The organism is Agromyces sp. GL_144 (genome assembly GCF_057834305.1).
This window is the reverse complement of the sequence record NZ_CM174399.1, coordinates 709,362-729,788: the sequence shown is the minus strand read 5'-3', so window position 1 is coordinate 729,788 and position 20,427 is coordinate 709,362. Positions and strand designations below refer to the sequence as shown.

At 71.3% G+C, this 20,427-nt stretch carries 16 protein-coding genes; 11 read left to right on the top strand and 5 right to left on the bottom strand.

Features of this window, described 5'->3' with window-relative positions:
• Window positions 1-42 precede the first annotated feature (42 nt).
• Window positions 43-1,503 (top strand): MFS transporter, encoded by a 1,461-nt coding sequence (locus tag AC3IPY_RS03170; RefSeq protein WP_489186617.1) that lies wholly within the window; start codon window positions 43-45, stop codon window positions 1,501-1,503.
• A gap of 190 nt (window positions 1,504-1,693) precedes the next feature.
• Window positions 1,694-3,064, top strand: coding sequence for a cryptochrome/photolyase family protein (locus AC3IPY_RS03165; protein WP_489186615.1), 1,371 nt, complete (start codon window positions 1,694-1,696; stop codon window positions 3,062-3,064).
• Between the two features lie 16 nt (window positions 3,065-3,080).
• On the opposite strand, the gene AC3IPY_RS03160 is transcribed toward AC3IPY_RS03165, so the two are convergent.
• The 3 genes from AC3IPY_RS03160 to aceA form a co-directional block, all read right to left on the bottom strand.
• Window positions 3,081-3,671, bottom strand: a complete 591-nt coding sequence (locus AC3IPY_RS03160) for a GNAT family N-acetyltransferase (protein ID WP_489186613.1) — start codon at window positions 3,669-3,671, stop codon at window positions 3,081-3,083.
• Window positions 3,672-3,809: 138 nt separating this feature from the next.
• A complete protein-coding gene (gene aceB, locus AC3IPY_RS03155) occupies window positions 3,810-5,522 on the bottom strand; it encodes a malate synthase A (RefSeq protein WP_489186611.1) in 1,713 nt (570 codons plus the stop codon).
• Window positions 5,523-5,551: 29 nt separating this feature from the next.
• Window positions 5,552-6,886, bottom strand: coding sequence for an isocitrate lyase (gene aceA / locus AC3IPY_RS03150; protein ID WP_489186609.1), 1,335 nt, complete (start codon window positions 6,884-6,886; stop codon window positions 5,552-5,554).
• Window positions 6,887-7,259: 373 nt separating this feature from the next.
• Here aceA and AC3IPY_RS03145 point away from each other — a divergent pair, with 373 nt between their 5' ends.
• The 7 genes from AC3IPY_RS03145 to AC3IPY_RS03115 all read left to right on the top strand — a co-directional run bounded on the left by AC3IPY_RS03145 (window position 7,260) and on the right by AC3IPY_RS03115 (window position 15,419).
• Window positions 7,260-7,631 (top strand): PadR family transcriptional regulator, encoded by a 372-nt coding sequence (locus AC3IPY_RS03145; RefSeq protein WP_489186607.1) that lies wholly within the window; start codon window positions 7,260-7,262, stop codon window positions 7,629-7,631.
• Window positions 7,628-9,121, top strand: coding sequence for a permease prefix domain 1-containing protein (locus AC3IPY_RS03140; RefSeq protein ID WP_489186605.1), 1,494 nt, complete (start codon window positions 7,628-7,630; stop codon window positions 9,119-9,121). The genes AC3IPY_RS03145 and AC3IPY_RS03140 overlap by 4 nt, the downstream gene beginning before the upstream one ends.
• A 253-nt stretch (window positions 9,122-9,374) precedes the next feature.
• Window positions 9,375-10,565: an ABC transporter ATP-binding protein gene (locus AC3IPY_RS03135; RefSeq protein ID WP_489186604.1), complete on the top strand. Its 1,191-nt coding sequence runs from the start codon at window positions 9,375-9,377 to the stop codon at window positions 10,563-10,565.
• 72 nt (window positions 10,566-10,637) lie between these two features.
• On the top strand, window positions 10,638-11,819 hold the full coding sequence (locus tag AC3IPY_RS03130; RefSeq protein WP_489186602.1) for a polyamine ABC transporter substrate-binding protein: 1,182 nt from the start codon (window positions 10,638-10,640) through the stop codon (window positions 11,817-11,819).
• The gene (locus AC3IPY_RS03125) at window positions 11,812-12,696 is read left to right on the top strand and encodes an ABC transporter permease (RefSeq protein ID WP_489186601.1); all 885 of its coding nucleotides are present in this window, start codon (window positions 11,812-11,814) and stop codon (window positions 12,694-12,696) included. The genes AC3IPY_RS03130 and AC3IPY_RS03125 overlap by 8 nt, the downstream gene beginning before the upstream one ends.
• On the top strand, window positions 12,693-13,655 hold the full coding sequence (locus AC3IPY_RS03120; protein ID WP_489186599.1) for an ABC transporter permease: 963 nt from the start codon (window positions 12,693-12,695) through the stop codon (window positions 13,653-13,655). Before AC3IPY_RS03125 ends, AC3IPY_RS03120 begins: the two co-directional genes overlap by 4 nt.
• 108 nt (window positions 13,656-13,763) lie before the next feature.
• Complete coding sequence (locus AC3IPY_RS03115) at window positions 13,764-15,419, top strand: amidohydrolase (RefSeq protein ID WP_489186597.1); 1,656 nt, start codon at window positions 13,764-13,766, stop codon at window positions 15,417-15,419.
• Between the two features lie 142 nt (window positions 15,420-15,561).
• Here the strand turns inward: AC3IPY_RS03115 and AC3IPY_RS03110 are convergent, their stop codons facing one another.
• A complete protein-coding gene (locus tag AC3IPY_RS03110; protein WP_489186595.1) occupies window positions 15,562-16,641 on the bottom strand; it encodes an NAD-dependent epimerase/dehydratase family protein in 1,080 nt (359 codons plus the stop codon).
• Between the two features lie 506 nt (window positions 16,642-17,147).
• Between AC3IPY_RS03110 and AC3IPY_RS03105 the strand changes: the two genes are divergently transcribed.
• Both AC3IPY_RS03105 and AC3IPY_RS03100 read left to right on the top strand, forming a co-directional pair.
• Window positions 17,148-18,725: an HNH endonuclease signature motif containing protein gene (locus AC3IPY_RS03105; protein ID WP_489186594.1), complete on the top strand. Its 1,578-nt coding sequence runs from the start codon at window positions 17,148-17,150 to the stop codon at window positions 18,723-18,725.
• Window positions 18,722-19,309, top strand: a complete 588-nt coding sequence (locus AC3IPY_RS03100; protein ID WP_489186592.1) for a cysteine hydrolase family protein — start codon at window positions 18,722-18,724, stop codon at window positions 19,307-19,309. The genes AC3IPY_RS03105 and AC3IPY_RS03100 overlap by 4 nt, the downstream gene beginning before the upstream one ends.
• A gap of 40 nt (window positions 19,310-19,349) precedes the next feature.
• Here AC3IPY_RS03100 and AC3IPY_RS03095 read toward each other — a convergent pair whose 3' ends face one another.
• The gene (locus AC3IPY_RS03095; protein ID WP_489186591.1) at window positions 19,350-20,423 is read right to left on the bottom strand and encodes a helix-turn-helix transcriptional regulator; all 1,074 of its coding nucleotides are present in this window, start codon (window positions 20,421-20,423) and stop codon (window positions 19,350-19,352) included.
• Between the last annotated feature and the right edge of the window lie 4 nt (window positions 20,424-20,427).

The window sequence follows — 20,427 nt, the reverse complement described above, 5'->3', positions numbered from 1 at the left end:
CATCGGTTTCTCCGGGGCATCCGCCTCGCCAAGATCGTGGATGTGAGCCCTACCTCCCCCGGCACCGACACCTCGTCGCTGCCCGTCATCGATCAGAACCTCGACGCCGCGGCCGCGAGCGTCGACGAGGCCGCGAGCATCGACGGGACGGATGCCTCGGGGGCGACCCCCGCCGACGCGAAGCCCGGCCTCGGAGCCCGGCTCGCGGCATCCGTCGCCGATCCCGTGCTGCGGATCCTCGTCGGCGCGACCCTCATCTCGCGCGTCGGCCGCGGCATCTTCCTCACGGTCACGGTGCTCTACTTCACCCTCATCGTCGGGCTCACGCCCGGTCAGGTCGCGATCGTGCTCGCCTCGGCGAGCGCGGCGGGCGTGCTCGCCTCCTTCGCGGGAGGTTGGCTCGCCGACCGGTTCAGCGCGAAGCGGCTGCTCATCACGTTCACGAGCATCGAGGGCGTCGCCCTCATCGCCTACGTGTTCGCGGGCGACTTCGTCACGGCGCTCGTCATCGCCGTCGTCTGCGGCCTGTTCGAGCAGGGCGCGAACTCGACTCGATCGGCCATCATCGCGCGCGCGTTCACGGGCGAGTCCCGGGTGCACGCCCGCGCCGTGCTGCGTACCGTGACGAACGTGTCGATCGCCGTCGGCTCCGGGCTCGGCGCGCTCGCCCTCGCGATCGGCACCGCCGAGGCCTACCGGTGGCTCATCGCCGGGGCGGGACTGCTCTACCTGCTCGGCCTGTTCCAGCTCGTGCGGCTGCCCTCGCGCGTCGATGCCCCGTCGCGCCCGACCGTCGCCGACATCGTGACCGAGACCGGGTCGGTGGATGCCGCGGCCACGGCCGAGGCGATCGCGGCCGAGCGGCGCACCTGGCGCCGGCACTCGCCGTGGCGCGACCCCCGCTACCTGCTGCTCACGGTGCTCAGCGCGATCTTCGGCATGCAGTTCGGCGTCGCCGAGCTCGGCGTCCCACTCTGGATCACTCGCGAGACGGCCGCCCCCGAGGTGCTCATCTCGGCGCTGCTGATCCTGAACACGATCATCGTCGTCATCTTCCAGGTGCCGATGTCGCGCGGTACCCACGACCTGCGGGTCGCCGCTCGGGTGTCGGGCATCGCCGCGTGGCTCATGGCCGCGACCTGCCTCATCTACGCCGCGGCGGCGGGCCTTCCCGTCGGGTTCGCGATCGCCGTGCTCGTCATCGCCGCGATCGCGCACGCCTTCGCCGAGGTGCTCTCGCAGGCCGGCGGCTGGGGTCTGAGCTTCGAGCTCGCCGATCCCGTGCAGGCCGGCAGCTACCAGGGCGTGTTCGGCATGGGCTACTCGGTCGGTGCGCTCGCCGCGCCGCTCGTCGTCAACGCGACCGCGATCTCGCACGGGCTCTCGGGCTGGGCGGTGCTCTCCGGCATCTTCCTCGCCTCGGGCCTCGGCATCTGGTGGATCGCGCGTCGCGCGGCCGCGAGCCGAGCGGATGCCACCGGCGCGGGCGCCGCGATCGCCTGACGCGCCTGCGCGCCCGCGTGCCTGCGTGCCTGCGCGCCTGCGCGCCTGCGTGCCTGCGTGCCTGAGTGCCTGAGTGCCTGTGTGCGGGCATAGGGCAACCGATTCCGCACTCAGGCGCCGATTCGGCGTTCGGGGGCGGCGGCGGGGCGGCGGGCACGCGGGCACGCCCGGCGCGGGTATCGTCGGGCGCATGCCCGCCGCGCCGACGATCGTCTGGTTCCGCGACGACCTGCGCGTCGCCGATCACCCGGCTCTCACCGCGGCCGTGGAGCGAGGCGTGCCCGTCGTCTGCGTGTTCGTGCTCGACGAGGAGTCGGCCGGCGTCCGTCCGCTCGGCGGGGCGTCGCGCTGGTGGCTGCGCGGCTCTCTTCAGGCGCTCGGCGCGGATCTCGAACGACTGGGCGCGCGGCTCCTGCTGCGACGGGGAGCGGCGGGCCGCGTCATCCGCTCGCTCGTCGAAGAGACCGGCGCAGACGCCGTGTCCTGGAACCGTCGCTACGGCGGACCCGAGCGCGAGGTCGACACCGCGCTCAAGGCCGAACTCGGCGATGCCGGTGTCGAGGTCCGCAGCTTCGCAGCGAGCCTGCTCTTCGAACCGTGGACGATCCGCACGGGCCAGGGCACGCCGTACTCGGTGTTCACCCCGTACTGGCGAGCCTGCCTCGCCGCTCCGGAGCCGCGGCATCCGCTGCCCGCTCCCGACTCGATCGAGCCTTCGACCACCGAGATCCCGAGCGACGACCTCACCTCGTGGGGGCTGCTGCCCACGCGTCCCGACTGGGCCGAGGGCCTGCGCGAGACCTGGACGCCGGGTTCGGCTGCGGCGCACGAGCGGCTCGAGACCTTCCTCGACGAGCGCCTGCCCGACTACGCCGACGACCGCGACCGCCCCGCCGTCGACGCGACCTCGCGCCTGTCGCCGCATCTGCGATGGGGTGAGATCAGCCCGTTCGAGGTCTGGCACGCCCTGCGCGAGCGCCGGGCGCACGGCGAGGGTGCGAGCCGGTTCCGCGCCGAGCTCGGTTGGCGCGAGTTCGCATGGCACGTGCTCTTCCACGCGCCCGACCTCGCCACCCGCAACTGGCGGCCGGAGTTCGACGCGTTCCCCTGGCCGCGGCTGCACCCGGCCGCGCTGCGGGCGTGGGAGCAGGGCCGAACCGGGGTGCCCCTCGTCGACGCCGGCATGCGCGAGCTCTGGCGCACGGGCACCATGCACAACCGCGTGCGCATGGTCGCCGCGTCGTTCCTCACGAAGAACCTGCTCATCGACTGGCGCCGCGGCGAGCAGTGGTTCTGGGACACCCTCGTCGACGCCGACGCGGCATCCAACCCGTTCAACTGGCAGTGGGTCGCGGGATCGGGGGCCGACGCCGCACCCTACTTCCGCGTGTTCAACCCCGTGCTGCAGGCCTCGAAGTTCGACCGCGACGGCACGTACGTGCGCCGCTGGATTCCAGAGGCCGACACCGAGGCCTACCCCGAGCCGATCGTGGAGCTCGGCGAGTCCCGCGAGGCGGCCCTCGCCGCGTACCGGGCGGTGCGCGGCGCCGCTGGACGCTGACCGCAGGCTCCGGCGATCAGCCGGCGGTCGGGGAGGCCGTGCGCACGAGCACCCAGTCGTCTTCATCACGGTCGCCGAGACGGAAGTGCTTGCGGCCCGTCTTCACGAAGCCGTGCTTCTCGTAGAAGCGGATCGCGCGTGCGTTCTCCTCGTTGACACCGAGCCAGACCGACGCGACGCCCGTGGCCTCGGCCGCCTCGAGGGTGCCCGCCATGAGGGGTGCGGCGACCGAGCCCGTGCCGTGCAGCACCTTGCGCGTGTAGAACTTGCTGAGCTCGATCGTCGGTCGCGCCGTGACGGCGGCCGCGACATCCGCATCGGACGGTTCGCCCGCGATGAGCATGGCGTAGCCGACGAGCTCGGCTGCCTCGCGCGCCTCGCGCGCCTCGCGCGCCTCGTCCGCCTCGTGCTCGGCGACGACGAGGATGCGACCGGCATCGGCGAGGTACGCATCGAAGCGCTCGACCGTGAAGTTCGCGGCGATGAAGGCGGCGATCGCCTCGGGCGTCGTCGAGGGCGGGCAGGCCAGCGGGAACGTCTCGGCCGCGAGCGACGCGAGCGCCGCGGCATCCGTCGGCCTCGCCTGGCGAATCGTGGTTCGGGTCACGACTCGCCATTCTGTCAGGCCGACGGATGTCGCGGGGCTCGCGTGAGCTCGAAAGACGGGTGAGGGCCGCGCCGACCGTTGCACCTTCGGGGTCACCGGATGCGGTCGACGCGGCCCCTCGGGCACGCGAGCGTCGGCTCAGAGGAACCGGGCGTACGCCCCCACCGTGAGGAAGGTCGGGAACTCGGGCTCGAGCGCCACGGTGCGGAACACCGAGATCGCGTCGTCGAACCGGTCGCCCTCGAAGCGCGGCAGCGCGGCGACCGCCTCGGCCATGAGCCGCACGATCGAGGTCTGGTCGATGCGCGTGCCCTCGGCGGTGACGGTGTTGTTGTCGAGCCACTGCCAGATCTGCGAGCGCGAGATCTCGGCGGTCGCGGCGTCCTCCATGAGGTTGTCGATCGCCGCGGCGCCCGTGCCGCGCAGCCACGACTCGATGTAGCGGATCGCGATCGAGACGTTGTCGCGCACGCCGGCCTCGGTCACCTCGCCGCCGATCGACGGGATGTCGAGCAGGTCGGATGCCGCGACCTCGACGTCTTCGCGCAGGCGATCGACCTGGTTCGGCCGGTCGCCGAGCACGGCGTCGAACTCGGCGCGGGCCGTCGGGATGAGGTCGGGGTGGGCCACCCAGGTGCCGTCGAAGCCGTCGCCGGCCTCGCGGCGCTTGTCGGCCGTCACCGCGGCGAGCGCGCGCTCGGTCACCTCGGGGTCGCGGCGGTTCGGGATGAACGCGCTCATGCCGCCGATCGCATGTGCTCCGCGCTTGTGGCACGTCTGCACGAGCAGCTCGGTGTAGGCCCGCATGAACGGCACCGTCATGGTGATCGCCTTGCGGTCGGGGAAGACCCAGCGGCGACCCCGCGAGCGGAACGTCTTCACGATCGAGAAGATGTAGTCCCAGCGGCCGGCGTTGAGGCCCGCGCAGTGCTCGCGCAGCTCGTAGAGGATCTCGTCCATCTGGAACGCGGCCTGGATCGTCTCGATGAGCACGGTCGCGCGGATCGTGCCCTGCGGGATGCCGAGCTCCTGCTGCGCGAAGACGAAGATGTCGTTCCAGAGCTTGGCCTCGCGGTGCGACTCGAGCTTCGGCAGGTAGAAGTACGGCCCGCGACCCGAGGCGATGAGCGCCTTCGCGTTGTGGAAGAAGTACAGGCCGAAGTCGACGAGCGAACCCGAGGCGTGCATGGCGCGCCCGGCCCGGTCGTGGAACGTCAGGTGCTTCTCGACGAGGTGCCAGCCGCGCGGACGCATCACGATCGTCGGGGTCTGCTCGGCCGTGACGCGGTACTCCTTGCCCTCTCGGCTGGTGTACTCGAGGTCGCCGCGCAGGAAGTCGAAGAGGGTCAGCTGGCCCTCGATGACGTTCGTCCAGGTGGGGCTCGTGGCGTCCTCCTGGTCGGCGAGCCAGACCTTCGCGCCCGAGTTCAGGGCGTTGATCGCCATCTTGCGGTCGGTCGGACCGGTGATCTCGACGCGGCGGTCCTCGAGGCCGGGGCCGGGGCCGGCGACGCGCCACGACGCGTCGTCGCGGATCCATGCCGTCTCGGGCATGAAGCGCGGGTCGCGGCCGTTCGCCGCGTCGACGCGGGTCTGCAGGCGCTCGGCGAGCAGTTCGTGGCGGGTGCCGGCGAAGCGGTCGTGCAATGCCGCGAGGAACGCGAGCGCCTCGGGCGTGAGGATCTCGCCGTAGCGGGCGCCGAGCTCGCCGCCCGTCGCGCCGGCCGGCGCGATCTCGAGGCGGGGCTCGACGGTCGCGAAGCTGCCGGTCGCGGGCTTCGGTTCGGGCAGGCGTGCGGATGCGGCATCCGCTCGCTCGCGTTCGAGGGTCATGGTCGGGGTCGTGTTCATGATGCTCTCCTGTCGGGCGTGAGCCCTGGTCAGTGCTGGAACTGGTCTTCCTCGGTCGATCCGACGAGGGCGAGCGTGGCGCTGGCGGGGTTCAGCGCCGTGGCGATCCGGTCGAAGTAGCCGGTGCCCACCTCGCGCTGGTGGCGCGTGGCGGTGTATCCGGACGTCTCCGAGGCGAATTCCGCCTCCTGGAGCTCGACGTATGCGCTCATGTGCCGCTCGTTGTAGTCCTTCGCGAGCGTGAACATGGAGTGGTTGAGGGCGTGGAAGCCCGCGAGGGTGATGAACTGGAACGCGTAGCCCATCGACGCGAGCTCGCGCTGGAACTTCGCGATCTGGTCGTCGTCGAGGTGGCGCTTCCAGTTGAACGACGGCGAGCAGTTGTACGAGAGGCGCTTGCCCGGGAACTTCGCGTGCACGGCCTCGGCGAAGCGGCGGGCGAGGTCGAGGTCGGGCTCGGCGGACTCGACCCAGAGCAGGTCGGCGTACTCGGCGTAGGCGAGGCCACGGGCGATGACCGGCTCGATGCCGTTCTGCACCTCGTAGAAGCCCTCGGCGGTGCGGTCGCCGGTGACGAACGGCTTGTCGCGCTCGTCGTGGTCGCTCGTGAGCAGCGTCGCGGCGAGCGCGTCGGTGCGGGCGATGATGATCGACGGCACGCCGGCGACATCCGCCGCCAGCCGCGCCGCGTTGATCGTGCGGATGTGCTGCGAGGTCGGGATCAAGACCTTGCCGCCCATGTGGCCGCACTTCTTCTCGCTCGCGAGCTGATCCTCCCAGTGCACGCCGGCGGCGCCCGCCTCGATCATCTGGTGCATGAGCTCGTAGGCGTTCAGCGGGCCGCCGAAGCCGGCCTCGGCGTCGGCGACGATCGGGGCCATCCAGTCGGAGACACCGGTCTGCGCCTCGTTGCCCTGCTCGATCTGGCCGGTGCGCAGCAGCGCGTTGTTGATGCGGCGCACGACCGCCGGCACCGAGTTCGCGGGGTAGAGCGACTGGTCGGGGTAGGTCTGGCCGCTGAGGTTCGCGTCCGCCGCGACCTGCCAGCCGCTCAGGTAGATCGCCTTGAGGCCCGCGCGCACCTGCTGCACGGCCTGGTTGCCGGTGAGTGCGCCGAGCGCGGCCGACCACTGCGGGTCCTCCTGCGGGGCGAAGGCGGTGCCGGTGTTGCGCTGGATGTCCTCCCACAGGCGCTCGGCGCCGCGCTTGGCGAGCGTGCGCTCCTCGCGCACCGGGCCGCGCAGGGCGATGACGTCCTCGGCGGTGTAGTCGCGGCTGACACCCTCCCAGCGCGGGTTCGCGTCCCACTCGAGCTGCAGTTCGGCTGCGGTCTGGGTCTGGTCGCCGGGGCGGTTGGTGCTCATCGTCGTGCTCCTTCGGTGGTGCGGCTTCGGTGCTGCGGTTTCGGTGGCGGGGCTCCGATGCAAGCGGATGCCTCGTGGTGCTCCCTTGGGCGTCTGCTGCGGCGCCGTCGGGGTGGTGTGCATCCACTCTGCGGGCGGTGCGGGCACCGCCGACCACGATTCGAGGGGTGAACTTCCGCCGAAGTTCTGCGGCGCGGAACAACCTCGTTCGGTCGGGGACGTCTCGGGCCTTCAGGCCGTGCTGCGGCATCCGCGCTGGGTTGATGCCATGCAGATCTTTGTACCTTGCACTTCTTTGTACCTTGCAGCACTATGTATGTGGCGGTGCTACGTATCTGCGGGCTCGACCGCCGCACCGAGACCAGGAGGACCCATGCGCATCGGCAAAGACCTCGTCGCCGCGGCCGCGACCCCGGTCGTGCTCGGCATCCTCGCCGAGGGCGAGTCATACGGCTACGCGATCCTGCAGCGCGTGGCGACCCTCTCGGGCGGCGAGCTCGAGTGGAGCGACGGCATGCTCTACCCGCTGCTGCACCGGCTCGAGCGGCTCGGCCACGTGCACTCCGAGTGGCGGCAGTCCGACGCCGGCCGCCCGCGCAAGCACTATCGGCTGAGCGAGCAGGGCGCCGCCGTGCTGGCCGATCAGCGGCGGCAGTGGTCGGTCGTCGGCGACGTGCTCGGCAAGGTCTGGCCCGACGACGGCGGCCCGCGCATGCGGCTCGCGTTCGACGGAGGCCTCTCGTGAGCCCCGAGACCTCTGGCGGCCTCACCCCCGACGCACCCGACTCCCCCGACGCCCCCGCACTCGACGTGCTCGTCGCCTCCTGGCGCCGGTGGATGCTGCGCCACGACACCCTGACCGAGGTCGACGTCGACGAGCTCGAGGGCCACCTGCTCGACCGGGTCGACCAGTTCACCGCGTCGGGGCTCACGCCCGACGAGGCGTTCCTCATCGCCGTGAAGCGGCTCGGCCGCACCGACGACCTCTCGCGCGAGTACGCCCACGAGCACTCCGAGCGGCTTTGGAAGCAGCTCGTGCTCGACGGCTCGGGCGGCGGCATCGGCGCGGGTTCAGCCGGCGGGTCAGGCACCGCAGACGACCGTGAAGCGGATGCCTCGGGCCGGCCGCTCCCCTTCCACCGTCGTGCGAACGGGCTGGCCGTCGCCCTGCTGCTCGGCGTCGGCGCCGGCCTCGCGGTCAAGGCGGTCGACGCCGCGACGGGCGACCCCACGACGGTGGTGAGCAACGCCGCCGTGATCGTGCTGCCCTTCCTCGCGCTGTGGTTCGCGTGGCGCAGACGGCCACCGATCGCGACGCTCGTCGGGGTCGCCGTCGCCTTCGTGGTGGCCGGGCTCGCCCTGAACCTGTACCCGTTCGCGGGCTCGAACGCCGGCGTCAGCATGGCCGGGGTCACCTCCGCGACCGGCATCCTCGCGATGCTCGGCTCGTTCGTCGGGCTGTGGCTCGTCGTCGGCATCGTCGACGCCGGCGGCGCCTGGCGCAGCGACGTCGCCCGCATGCACTTCGTGCGGTTCAGCGGCGAATGGGCCGTGTACTTCGTGCTCATCGCCCTCGTCGGCGGCGCACTCAGCGGCCTCACGGTCGCCGTGTTCGCCTCGATCGGCGTCGACGTCGCGCCGTTCGTCGGCGAGTGGGTGCTGCCCTGCGGCGCGGCAGGGGCCGTGCTCGTCGCCGCGTGGCTCGTCGAGGCGAAGCAGCGCGTCATCGAGAACATCGCCCCCGTGCTCACACGGGTGTTCACCCCGCTGTTCACGCTCATGATGCTCGCGCTCATCGTCGCCGCCCTCGTGCAGTGGAACGTCGTCGACGCGAACCGCGACCTGCTCATCGCCTTCGACCTCGTGCTGGTCGTCGTGGTCGCCCTGCTCGTCTACTCGCTCTCGGCGCGCGACCCGCTGCTGCCGCCCGGATGGTTCGACCGGCTCCTGGTCGTCATGCTCGCGGCGGCCCTCGTGGTCGACGTCATCGTGCTCGTCGCGATGATCGGGCGCACGGGCGAGTTCGGCTTCAGCGCGAACAAGACGGCGTCGCTCGGGCTCAACCTGATCCTGCTCGCGAACCTCGCGTGGGCGACCCGCCTGCAGGTCGCCTTCCTGCGCCGCCGCACGGGCTTCGCCGCCCTCGAGCGCTGGCAGACGGCCTACCTGCCCGTGTACCTCGCGTGGGCCGCCGCGCTGCTGCTCGTCTTCCCGCCCGTGTTCGCCTTCGCCTGACGCAGCCCGTCCCCGCCCGTGCCGTGCCCTGCCGTGCCGTGCCGTGCCGTGCCGGTCGTACCATCGGCGCGGCGCACCGAACGCCCGTTGGGTTTCAGCTGTGTAACGACCTGCCGGACGATCTGTCAGGCACGCGGCATCCGTGCGATGGTTTGTCCCGTTCGGTCCTGCGCCCATTGCTTCCCGGTCGGCGCGAGGATTGAATGGCGCAACGCGGACGCGCTGCTGCGTCACGATGAACGGAGGCCACTTGGTGAGCACGACGATGACGACCGAGTCGGGCCAGGCCGGGGCGGCGAGCGCGAACTCCGCCGAGGGCACGGGTGCGGTGGTGCTCGACGGCGTCACCAAGCACTACGGCGACGCGACCGCGGTGCGCGACATGTCGCTCACGATCCAGCCGGGCGAGTTCATCTCGCTGCTCGGCCCGTCGGGCTGCGGCAAGACGACGACCCTGCGCATGATCGCCGGATTCGAGCAGCCCGATGCCGGCGACATCCGCGTGTCCGGACGATCCGTGCTCGGCGTTCCCGCGTACCGGCGCGACGTGAACACCGTGTTCCAGGCGTATGCGCTCTTCCCGCACATGAGCGTCGCCGAGAACGTCGCTTACGGCCTGCAGCAGCGCCGCACGCCCAAGTCCGAGATCCGCGAGCGCGTCGCCTCGGCGCTCGACCTCGTGCAGATGCGCCGGTTCGCCGACCGCAAGTCGACGCAGCTCTCGGGCGGGCAGCAGCAGCGCATCGCGCTCGCCCGCGCCCTCGTGAACCGCCCGTCGGTGCTGCTGCTCGACGAGCCCCTCGGCGCACTCGACCGGCAGCTCCGCGAAGAGATGCAGCTCGAGCTGAAGCTGCTGCAGTCGCGGCTCGGCATCACGTTCGTGTTCGTCACGCACGACCAGGGCGAGGCCCTCTCGATGAGCGATCGCATCGCGATCATGCGCGACGGCCGCATCGAGCAGCTCGCCGACGCCGACACCGTCTACGCGCGCCCGAGCTCGGCGTACGTGGCCGCGTTCGTCGGCCAGCAGAACTTCATCGAGGGCGCGCTCACGGCATCGCGCGACGGCATCGCGACCGCCCACGGCATCGTGCAGGCGACCAGCCCGCGCACCGAGCTCGCGGCCGGATCGGTCGCGCAGGCCGCCGTGCGCCCCGAGTTCGTCGAGATCGCGGATGCCGCCGGCACGGCCGACGACGCCCCGGCCCGCCCCAACCTCGTGCGCGGCACGCTCATCGGCGTCTCGCACCTCGGCGAGACGATGCAGTACCTCGTGCGCGTGGGCGAGGACCTGAGCGTCATCGCCCGCCGACCCACCCCCGATGCCCCGCGCCTCGCGGTCGGCGATGAGGTCGTCTGCTCATGGCGTACCGAGAGCGTGCAGCTGTTCACCCTCGACACCGCGGCCGCCGAGGCCGGATACGTCGAGCCGCCGACCCTCTGACCGACCCCGAGGCATCCGCCCGCGGCATCCGCAACCCGCAGCACCCGCACCGATCCGAACCCAGGAGCGCACATGGCCGACCAGACCCCCCTCCGCATCCTCGCCAGCGCCGAGGCGGCCCCGATCATCCGACGCGAGCTCTCGCGTCGGCGCTTCCTGAGCTTCGCCGCGGCGGCCGGCAGCGTGGGCCTGCTCGCGGCGTGCACGCCCGGCGGCGCGACCTCCGCGGGCCCGCAGGCCACCGGCGGCGCACTCGAGGACCGCCTCAGCATCTACACGTGGGGCGACTACGACTCCCCCGACGTGATCGAGGCGTTCACGAAGGAGCTCGGCCCCAAGGTCACGCTCGACTCCTACGGCTCGAATGAAGAGCTCATCTCGAAGCTCGTCGCCGCCAAGGGCACCAGCGGATACGACCTCATCGTGCCGACGGGCGCGTACATCCCGCAGATGGTCGAGAACAAGCTCATCCAGCCACTGAACAAGGACCTGCTGCCGAACCTCGAGTTCATGGACCCCGCGTTCCTCGGCCGCGGCTGGGACCCCGACAACGAGTACTCCGTCTGCAAGGCGTGGGGCACCACGGGCTTCGTCTACGACAAGACCGTCATCACGCGCGAGCTCAAGACCTGGAACGACTTCCTCGACGCGGCGCAGAACGAGGCGAGCGGCAAGACCAGCGTGCTCGACGACCCGGCCGAGGTCACGGGCATCTACTACTGGGCCAACGGCATCGACTGGAACACGACCGACCAGGCCGAGATCGACGCCTGCGAGGACTACATCGTGAACACCCTCGCGCCGCACATCTCGGCGTTCGACTCCTACCCCGGCGGCCAGGCGATCCCGCAGGCCACGCAGGTGCTCATGCAGTCCTGGAACGGCGACGCGCGCCTCGGCATCATGGAGAGCCCCGACCCCGACCGCTGGCAGTGGGTGCTCGGCGCGCCCGACACCGAGCTGTGGATGGACAACTGGTCGATCCCCGTCGGCGCCCCGAACCCCGAGGCCGCGCACGCCTTCATCAACTACACGATGGTGCCCGAGAACCAGCTGCTGCAGGTCGACTACATCGGCTACCACACGGGCGCCGCCGACATCGAGGCGGCCGCGGAGGCCGAGGGCCTCGAGATGCTCGACCTCGTGTTCTTCACGCCCGAGCAGCTCGAGACCATGCACGACGGCGAGGTGAACGAGGCGCAGCAGCGCACCGTCGACATCTGGAACAAGGCGAAGGCCGCCGCTGGTGAGTAGGCTCCGCTTCGGGCTGGCCATCCCGGCTTGGGCGTGGCTGCTGTTCTTCTTCGTGCTGCCCGTGGGCGCGGTGATCTGGTTCAGCTTCGGATACAAGCCGGGCATGTTCGGCACCCACGCGAACGACATCCTCTCGTTCGACCGATACGCCGAGGCGCTCACCCCCACGTTCTTCTCCGTGTTCCTCAACACGCTCTGGGTCGGCCTCTCGGGCACGGTCATCTGCCTGCTCATCGGCCTTCCGGTCGCGTACTGGATGGCCGTGAAGTCGCCGCCCTCGATGCGTGGCCTGCTCATCGCGCTCGTCATGGTGCCGTACTGGGCGAACTTCCTGGTGCGCACGATCGGCTGGCAGATCATCCTCGCCCCCGAGGGCTGGTTCTCGGTGCTGCTGCAGGAGGTCGGCCTCATCAACGGGCCGCTCGACATCCTCTACACCCGCCCCGCGGTGCTGCTCGGCGTGGTCTACAACTACCTGCCGCTCATGATCCTGCCGCTCTACGTCGCGTTCGACCGCGTGGGCGGGCCGCTCCGCGAGGCGAGCAAGGACCTGGGCGCCAACCGGTTCTCGACGTTCCTGCGGGTCACGCTCCCGCTCGCCCGACCGGGCATCATCGTCGGCGCGCTGCTCGTCTACATCCCGCTCATGGGCGACTACATCACGGCGACCGTGCTCGGCGGCGCGCAGGGCAACATGGTCGGCCAGCTCGTCGCGAGCCAGTTCCAGACCGCGCAGAACTGGGCGCTGGGCTCGGCCATGGCGGTGCTGCTGATCCTCGTGATCATGGCCTCGGCGGCGGTGATCGGCCTCCTGCTGTGGCTCGTCGCCCTCCCGTTCCGCAACCGCTACCGCGTCACGCTCGAGGAGGCACGATGACGAACAGCACCGTGAGCAGCGCACCCGACACGCAGGCGGTGGCGGCGACGGGCATCGGCCCGTCAGGAGCCGCGGATGCCCCGGGGCGGCCGGTCGCGACATCCGCCCCCCGTCGGCGTCGGCGCAGGTCCGCGCTCGACGTGGGCATGACGGTGTGGAGCATCCTGGTCTTCCTGTTCCTGTTCGCGCCGATCCTCGTGATCATCGTGTACTCGTTCAACACGGGCCGACTGCTCATCGCGTGGGAGGGCTTCGGCTTCGACCCGTACCTGACGATCCTGCACAAGCCCGCCGTGCAGGACGCCGTGATGGTGTCGCTGCGCACGGGCGTCATCGCGGCACTCGTCGCGACCCTGCTCGGCACGCTCGCGGGCATCGCGCTCGCCCGGCGTCCCGGCAAGTGGACCTTCTGGTTCGTCGGCCTGCTGCTGCTCGTGTCGGTCACCCCCGAGATCGTCGACGCCGTGGCGCTGCTGCCGTGGCTCGTCTTCCTCGGCCAAGACCTCGGCCTCAGCCTCTTCAACGACGGCACCGTGCGACTCGTGATCGGCCACTCGCTGTTCGCGACGGCGGTCGTGACGTACATCGTGCGCGCCCGCCTCGTCGGCCTCGACGAGCAGCTCGAGGAGGCGTCCGCCGATCTCTATGCGACCCCGTTCACGACGTTCCGCCGGGTGACGCTGCCGCTCGCGATGCCCGCCGTGCTCGCCGGCGCCCTGCTCTCGTTCACGCTCTCGCTCGACAACACCGTGGTCGCGTCGTTCGTGCAGGTCTCGGGCTCGACCCCGTGGCCGGTGTACGTGCTGAGTGCGCTGCGCAGCGGCCTGCGGCCCGAGATCGCCGCGGTCTCGACGCTCATGCTGCTGCTCACCCTCGGCGCGCTCGCCCTCGTCGCCGTCGTGCTGAAACGCGCCGGCGACTCGGCGACGCAGATCGCGCGCACCATGGCGGGCGGCTGACGCGCGGCCCGTGCTCCCGGAATCGTTCGCCTGCGGCATCCGGATGCCGCGTGCCGGCACCCGTGCGCGCCGTGACCCCCGCGCCCTGCGCGCCGTGAAAGGAACCCCATGACCTACGCCGACCTCGTCTTCTCGGGCGGACCCGTCTTCACCGCGACGACGCAGCGCACGCGCGCGAGCGCCGTCGCCGTCACCGGCGGACGCATCGTCGCGGTCGGGCACGACGAGGTGCGCGAGCTCATCGGCCCCGACACCGAGCACGTCGACCTCGCCGGCCGCATGCTCGTTCCCGGCTTCCAGGACGCGCATGTGCACCCGGTGTGGGGCGGCCTCGACCTCATGCGCTGCAACCTGGCCGAGCTCGAGACGCGCGACGACTACCTCGAGCAGATCGCCTCCTACGCGGCGGCGAACCCCGACGCCGAGTGGGTCCTCGGCGGCGGCTGGTCGATGTCGGCGTTCCCGGGCGGCACGCCGACCGCCGCCGATCTCGACACGGTCGTTCCCGACCGTCCGGCGTTCCTGCCGAACCGCGACGGGCACGGCGCCTGGGTCAACACGGCTGCACTGCGTCTGGCGGGCATCGACCGGAACACGCCCGACCCGAGCGACGGCCGCATCGAGCGGGACGCGTCGGGCGAGGCATCCGGAACCCTGCACGAAGGGGCCATGGCCCTCGTCAACCGGCTGCTGCCGCGCACGACCGACGAGGAGCTCGAGCAGGCGCTGCTGCTCGGCCAGGAGTACCTGCACTCGTACGGCATCACGGCGTGGCAGGACGCGATCGTCGGCACCTACGGTGATGCGGGCGACCCCGGGCCCGCGTACGTGCGCGCCGCCTCGTCGGGCAAGCTGACCGGACGCGTCGTCGGCGCGATCTGGTGGGACCGCCTGCGCGGCCTCGAGCAGATCGACGAGCTCGTGTCCAAGCGCGACGCCTACCGGGCCGGGCGGTTCGCCGCGACGAGCATCAAGATCATGCAGGACGGCGTCGCCGAGAACTTCACGGCCTCGATGCTCGAGCCGTACTGCGACGGCCACGGCCACTTCACGGACAACTCGGGCATCTCGTTCGTGGACCCCGCGGTGCTGCTTCCGGCTGCCGCCCGGCTCGACGCGCTCGGGTTCCAGCTGCACTTCCACGCGATCGGCGACCGCGCCGTGCGCGAATGCCTCGACGCGGTGTCGCATGCCATCGCGCTGAACGGGCGCAGCGACCACCGGCACCACATCGCGCACATCCAGGTCGTGCACCCCGACGACATCTCGCGATTCCGCGAGCTCGGCGTCGTGGCGAACATGCAGTCGCTCTGGGCCGCGCTCGAGCCGCAGATGGTCGAGCTGACGCTGCCGTTCCTCGGCTCGCCGCGCGACGCCTGGCAGTACCCGTTCGGCGACCTGCAGCGCTCGGGCGCGGTGCTCGCCGCCGGCAGCGACTGGTCGGTGTCGACGCCGAACCCGATGGCGGCGATCCACGTGGCCGTCAACCGGGTCTCGGCGCCCGGGTACGAGGAAGGGGAGTTCGACGTGTTCCTTCCCGAGCAGGCCATCGACCTCGCCACCTCGCTCACGGCGTACACGGCCGGATCCGCCTATGTGAACCACCTCGACGAGGTCACCGGCACGATCGAGGTCGGCAAGTATGCCGACCTCGTCGTGCTCGACCGCGACCCGTTCGCCGGGCCCGCATCGGAGATCGGGGCGACCCGGGTGCTGGCGACCTTCGTCGAAGGGGAGCGCGTGTACGCGGCATCCGCGGATTGAGCGGTTCCCGGACGCTGCGTGCGCCGGGCGGGTGGCCGAGGTTGCTGGTTTGGGTCGCCGGCCAGGTGGCCGGGCTCGGCGGGGTCGCCGGCCGGGTGGCCGGGTGGCCGGGCTCGTCTGCGTGCCGAACTGCGGATGCGGCTCAGGCGGCCGGGTCCTCCCGCGACTCGCCTGCCGTGTTCGGCACCTTCGCACCGCTCGGGCGCGCGACCTCGTCGAGCACGCTCGGATGCAGGGGCACCCAGCCGAGCGACCTGGCCTTCGCGCCGTCGGCGACCTGGTCCAGCAGCAGCGCGTCGGCGAAAGCTGCGCCGAGCCGGTCGCGGGTCGCCTGGATCGATTCGGTGACGACGCCGGTGGGGCCGGTGGCTGCGTCGGGGTCGGTGGGGCCGGTGGCTCCGGCGGCTCCGGATGCCACGACGGCAGCCTCGGCGATCGCGCGGACGGTCACGGGCGAGCCGTCGACACCGACCAGACGGCCGGATGCCGCGGGATGCGTGAGCGCGACCACGTAGAGCCGCGCGAGATCGTCGACGTGCACGAACGACCAGTGCTGTTCGCCGTCGCCGAGCAGGATGAACTCGCCTGCCGCGCTCGTCGGCGCCTCGGTGATGAGGTTCAGGAGGCCCGGGCGACGGCCGTAGACCACGCCAGGGGCGAGGACGACCGCATCGACCTCGGAGTCGAGCAGTCGCTGCTCGATCGGCACGCGCCACGCGGTCAGCTCGGGCGGTGCGCCGACGACGTCGTCGTCGATCACGCCGGCGCCGTACTCCCAGACCCCGCTCGTCAGGACGAACCGCTTGCCCGTGCCCGCGTACGCGCGCACCGCCGCCTCGACCACCGCGGCGTTGAAGCCCTCGGCGTCGGCCTCGGGCGCTGCCGCATGGATCGCGCCGTCGGCACCGGCGAGCACGCCCGCGAACCACGTGGCATCCGTCACGTCTCCGACGATCGCGGTCACGTCGCCGTTGCTGGACGTGTCGGCGCGCGGTCGCGGGCTCCCGCCTGACGCCGGCGTGGCCGCCGTCGCTGCCGCGGTTGTCGCTGCTGCGGTCGCTGCAGTCGTCGTCGCTGCAGTCGTCGTCGCTGCGGTCGTCGCCACGCGTTCGGCGGCCGATTCGCTGCGAACCACGGCGATCACGTCATGTCCGTCGGCGAGCAGCGCCTCGAGGACGGCCGAGCCGATGTATCCGGTTGCCCCGGTCAGAACGATTCCCATGGCGACCACGCTACGGACTGCGCGGCGCGGTCGCTGCCGGAGCGTCATCGGAGGGTCATCGAAGCGCCTCGGGACGACGCCGGACGTCATATGACGTACCGACCGGCCCGGTGGATTCCTCGCACTGCACCCGCACCCGCGCCCTTCGGCGAGTTCGCGCTTCGGCGAGCCGCGCTTCGGCGAGTTCGCGCTTCGGCGAGCCGCGCTTCGGCGAGTTCGCCCTTCGCCGAGTTCGCCCTTCGCCGAGTTCGCCCTTCGGCGAGCCGCGCTCCTCTCATCACCCGTGCTCCTGCCGGAGCCCTTCCACCTCCGCCGCCCCGCGCCCCGCCCGCCGTCGACTCTCGCACGAACGCGCGCGTCAGTTCCGCCTTACTCGAACATACATACGACGGTTCTGCCGACTGCCCGAAGATCGATCTTGAATCCTCGCTCCTCGAAAGTACGTTCTTATCCACAATATTCGAACACATCTTCGATTTTCACCTCGAACATGAGAGACTATACACATGCCCGAATCGCTCGCCCTGCAGCCTCTCGAAGAGGCCACCGCACGCGCGACCGAGGCATGGCTCGGTGCACTCACGAGGCATGCCGAGACCGATGGTCGCGCGGCAGATGCCGATGCTCGGGCGATGAGTGACGACGGGCTGGTCCGCACCATCGACGCCCTCGCGGCGCTCGCTCGCAAGGTCGACGCGCTTCAGACTCGTTGCGCGGCTGAACTCGCCGATCGCTCGCGCGGTGACATCGGCGCCGACGTCGCTCGCACGCACGGCTTCGCGAGCGCCGAGCGATTGATCATGCAGACGACCGGCGGCAGGTACGCCGACGCCGCCAGACTCGTTCGCGTGGGGCAGGCGACCGCAGGGCGCCCGAGCCTTCTCGGCGAAGTGCTTCCGCCGAGGCATCCGCAGCTCGCGGCGGCTCTCGACACCGGAGCCGTCTGCATCGGTTCGGCCGACCTGATCCGTGCATTCCTCGACCGACTCGCTGTGCATGCGGAGCCCGACGAGCTCGAGGCCGCCGAAGAGCTCCTGGTCGACCGCGCCCCGGTCATCTGCACCGACGGACTCCCACGCCTCGTCAAGCACCTCGAGGCGCATCTCGACGTCGACGGCGTGCAGCCGCGCGAAGAAGAGCTCCGAGAGCGGCGATCACTGAGAATCTGGGAGGACCGATTCGGCATGATCCGACTGCAGGGCGCGTTCGATCCCGTCGACGGCGCCCCGATCAAGACGGCGGTCGAGGCACTCGTCACAGCCGAGTTGCGTGCCGCTCGCGATGGCGCCGAGCACCCGGCCGCCGACCACTCGGCCGCCGATCACACAGCCGCCGATCACACAGCCGCCGACCACACGGCACCGTCAGACTCGGCACCCGCAGACCGTGTCGGCATCGGATGCGACCGCATCGGCACCAGCATCGATCAGCTGTTCGCAGACCAACGCTCGATCCCGCAGTTGAACGCCGATGCCCTCGCCGATCTGGCGCGTCATGCCCTCGGCTGTTCCGATACCCCGACTGCGCTGCGCGGGGTCACCGTGGTCGCCCGTATCGATGCCGAGGCGCTCGTCTCCGGCGATGGGTTCGCCACGATCGACGGCATCGAGATGCCCGTCTCGGCGCTCTCGGCCCGTGAGTTGGCGCTCAGCGCAGGCATCACGCCGCTGCTCATCGGCAAGGGGTGCGCCGCGCTCGACCTCGGTCGCGCCGCGCGACTCTTCACCCGCGGGCAGAAGCTCGCCCTCGTCGAACGCGACGGCGGGTGCGCCTGGCCGGGCTGCGGTCGGTCGGCCGCCTACAGCGAGGCGCATCACCTGCTCTGGTGGAGCCGCGACAACGGCACGACCTCGCTCGAGAACGGCATCATGCTCTGCAGCCACCACCATCATCGCGTGCATGCCGACGGATGGCAGATCTTCATCGAAGACGGCTGCAGTTGGTTCGTTCCGCCTGCCCACCTCGACCATGAACGCACTCCGCGCGCAGGCAACCAGGCGCCCGGGCATCTCATCGCCAGGCACCTCGCGAAACGACGACGCGCGAGAAGCGGCGCGCCCGAACGCGCTACGGTGAGCGCGTGACCCGAACGCTCGTCATCATCGACATCCAGAACGACTACTTCGACGGCGGCGCGCACCCGCTGGTCGGGCCCGACGCGGCCGCCGCGAACGCCGCGCGCCTGCTCGCCGCGCACCGCGAGGCGGGCAGGCCCGTCGTGCATGTGCAGCACGTCTGGGATTCCCCCGACGCCGCATTCTTCGCGCCGGGAACGCGCGGCGTCGAGATCCATCCGCTCGTCGCCCCCGTCGAGGGCGAGCCCGTCGTCGTCAAGGCGCATCCGAACGCGTTCCTCGGCACCGACCTCGATGAGCGGCTCCGCGAGGCCGGCGCCGCCGGCGACGACGGCGACCGCGACGACGGCGACGACGGCGACAGCGACGGCGTGGTGATCGTCGGCATGATGTCGAGCATGTGCGTCGACGCGACCGTGCGGGCGGCCGCCGACGCCGGCTACGCGGTGACCGTCGCGCACGACGCGTGCGCGGCCCCCGACCTGACCTTCGGCGACACGGTCGTTCCCGCGGCGCAGGTGCAGGCGGCGTTCATGGCTGCCCTCGGCGACAGCTACGCCGAGGTCACGACCGTCGACGACCTGCTCCGCTGACGGAACGGCGTTCGAGCAGCGTCGGGTGGGCAACCGCCCGTCACCGTTGGTCGGAGAGCACCTCGGAGCCGCCAGTCGAACCGTACGTCGCCACGAGCCGCGCCCCGATCCCGGCGAGCCGGTCTCGGACCGCCTGCGGCTCGACGACCTCCACCTCCTCGACCCACGCGGTCAGGCGACGGGCGAGTGCGATCTCGCTCGGGGCGGTGACCCGCACGTGGACGTGGGCGGCAGAAGCCGGAGGGGCGTCCGGCCCGGCGTCCAGACCGGCGTCGGCGACGAGCTCGGTGCCGCCGACCCATCCGCGGAACTCCTCGAGCACGTCGCGCCGCACGCGCACGGTCGCGGTCGCGAGTGCGCGTGCACGCCCGACCTCGCCGCCGACCTCGGCCCATGCCGTCTCGAGGTCGAAGCCCTCCGGCGGCTCGAAGCCCTCGTCCAGCAGCACCGCATGCGAGAGCCGATCCACGCGGTAACTGCGAAAGGCGGTTCCGGATGCCGCGGGCGAGCCGGATGCCGCCGCCGGAACGCTCGCGGCATCCGCACGGGTCGAGGCATCCGTCGGCCGTGCGATGAGGTACCAGGTTCCGCCCTTGTCGATGAGTCCGAGCGGATGCACCGTGCGCGCCCGCGTGGGCTTTCCCCATGCCGTGTAGTCGAAGTGCACGGTACGGCGTTCGACCACCGCCCGCTGCAGCAGCTCGACGCCGGGCGGGCGCAGTGCGGGCATGCCCCAGCCGCCGGCCTCGACGATGACCGACTCGGCCGCCGCCGAGGCGTCGGCCCGGAAGGTCTCGGGCAGGGCGCGCATGACCTTGCGCAACGCCGACCGCGCCGCGTCGCTCTCTCGGACGCGGGGGCCGAGCGTGAGGAAGAGCGCCCGCGCCTCCGACGCGGTGAACCCGCTCAGGTCGGTGCGCCCTTCACCGAGCAACCGCCATCCGCCGCCGCGACCGGCCTGCGGGTAGACGGGGATGCCCGCTGAGGAGAGCGCCTCGAGGTCGCGGCGAGCCGTGGCGACCGAGATCTCGAGCTCCTCGGCGAGCTCGCGTGCGGTCACGCGACCGCGCGCCTGCATGAGCAGGAGGGTGGCCACGAGACGGTCTGCGCGCATGGTT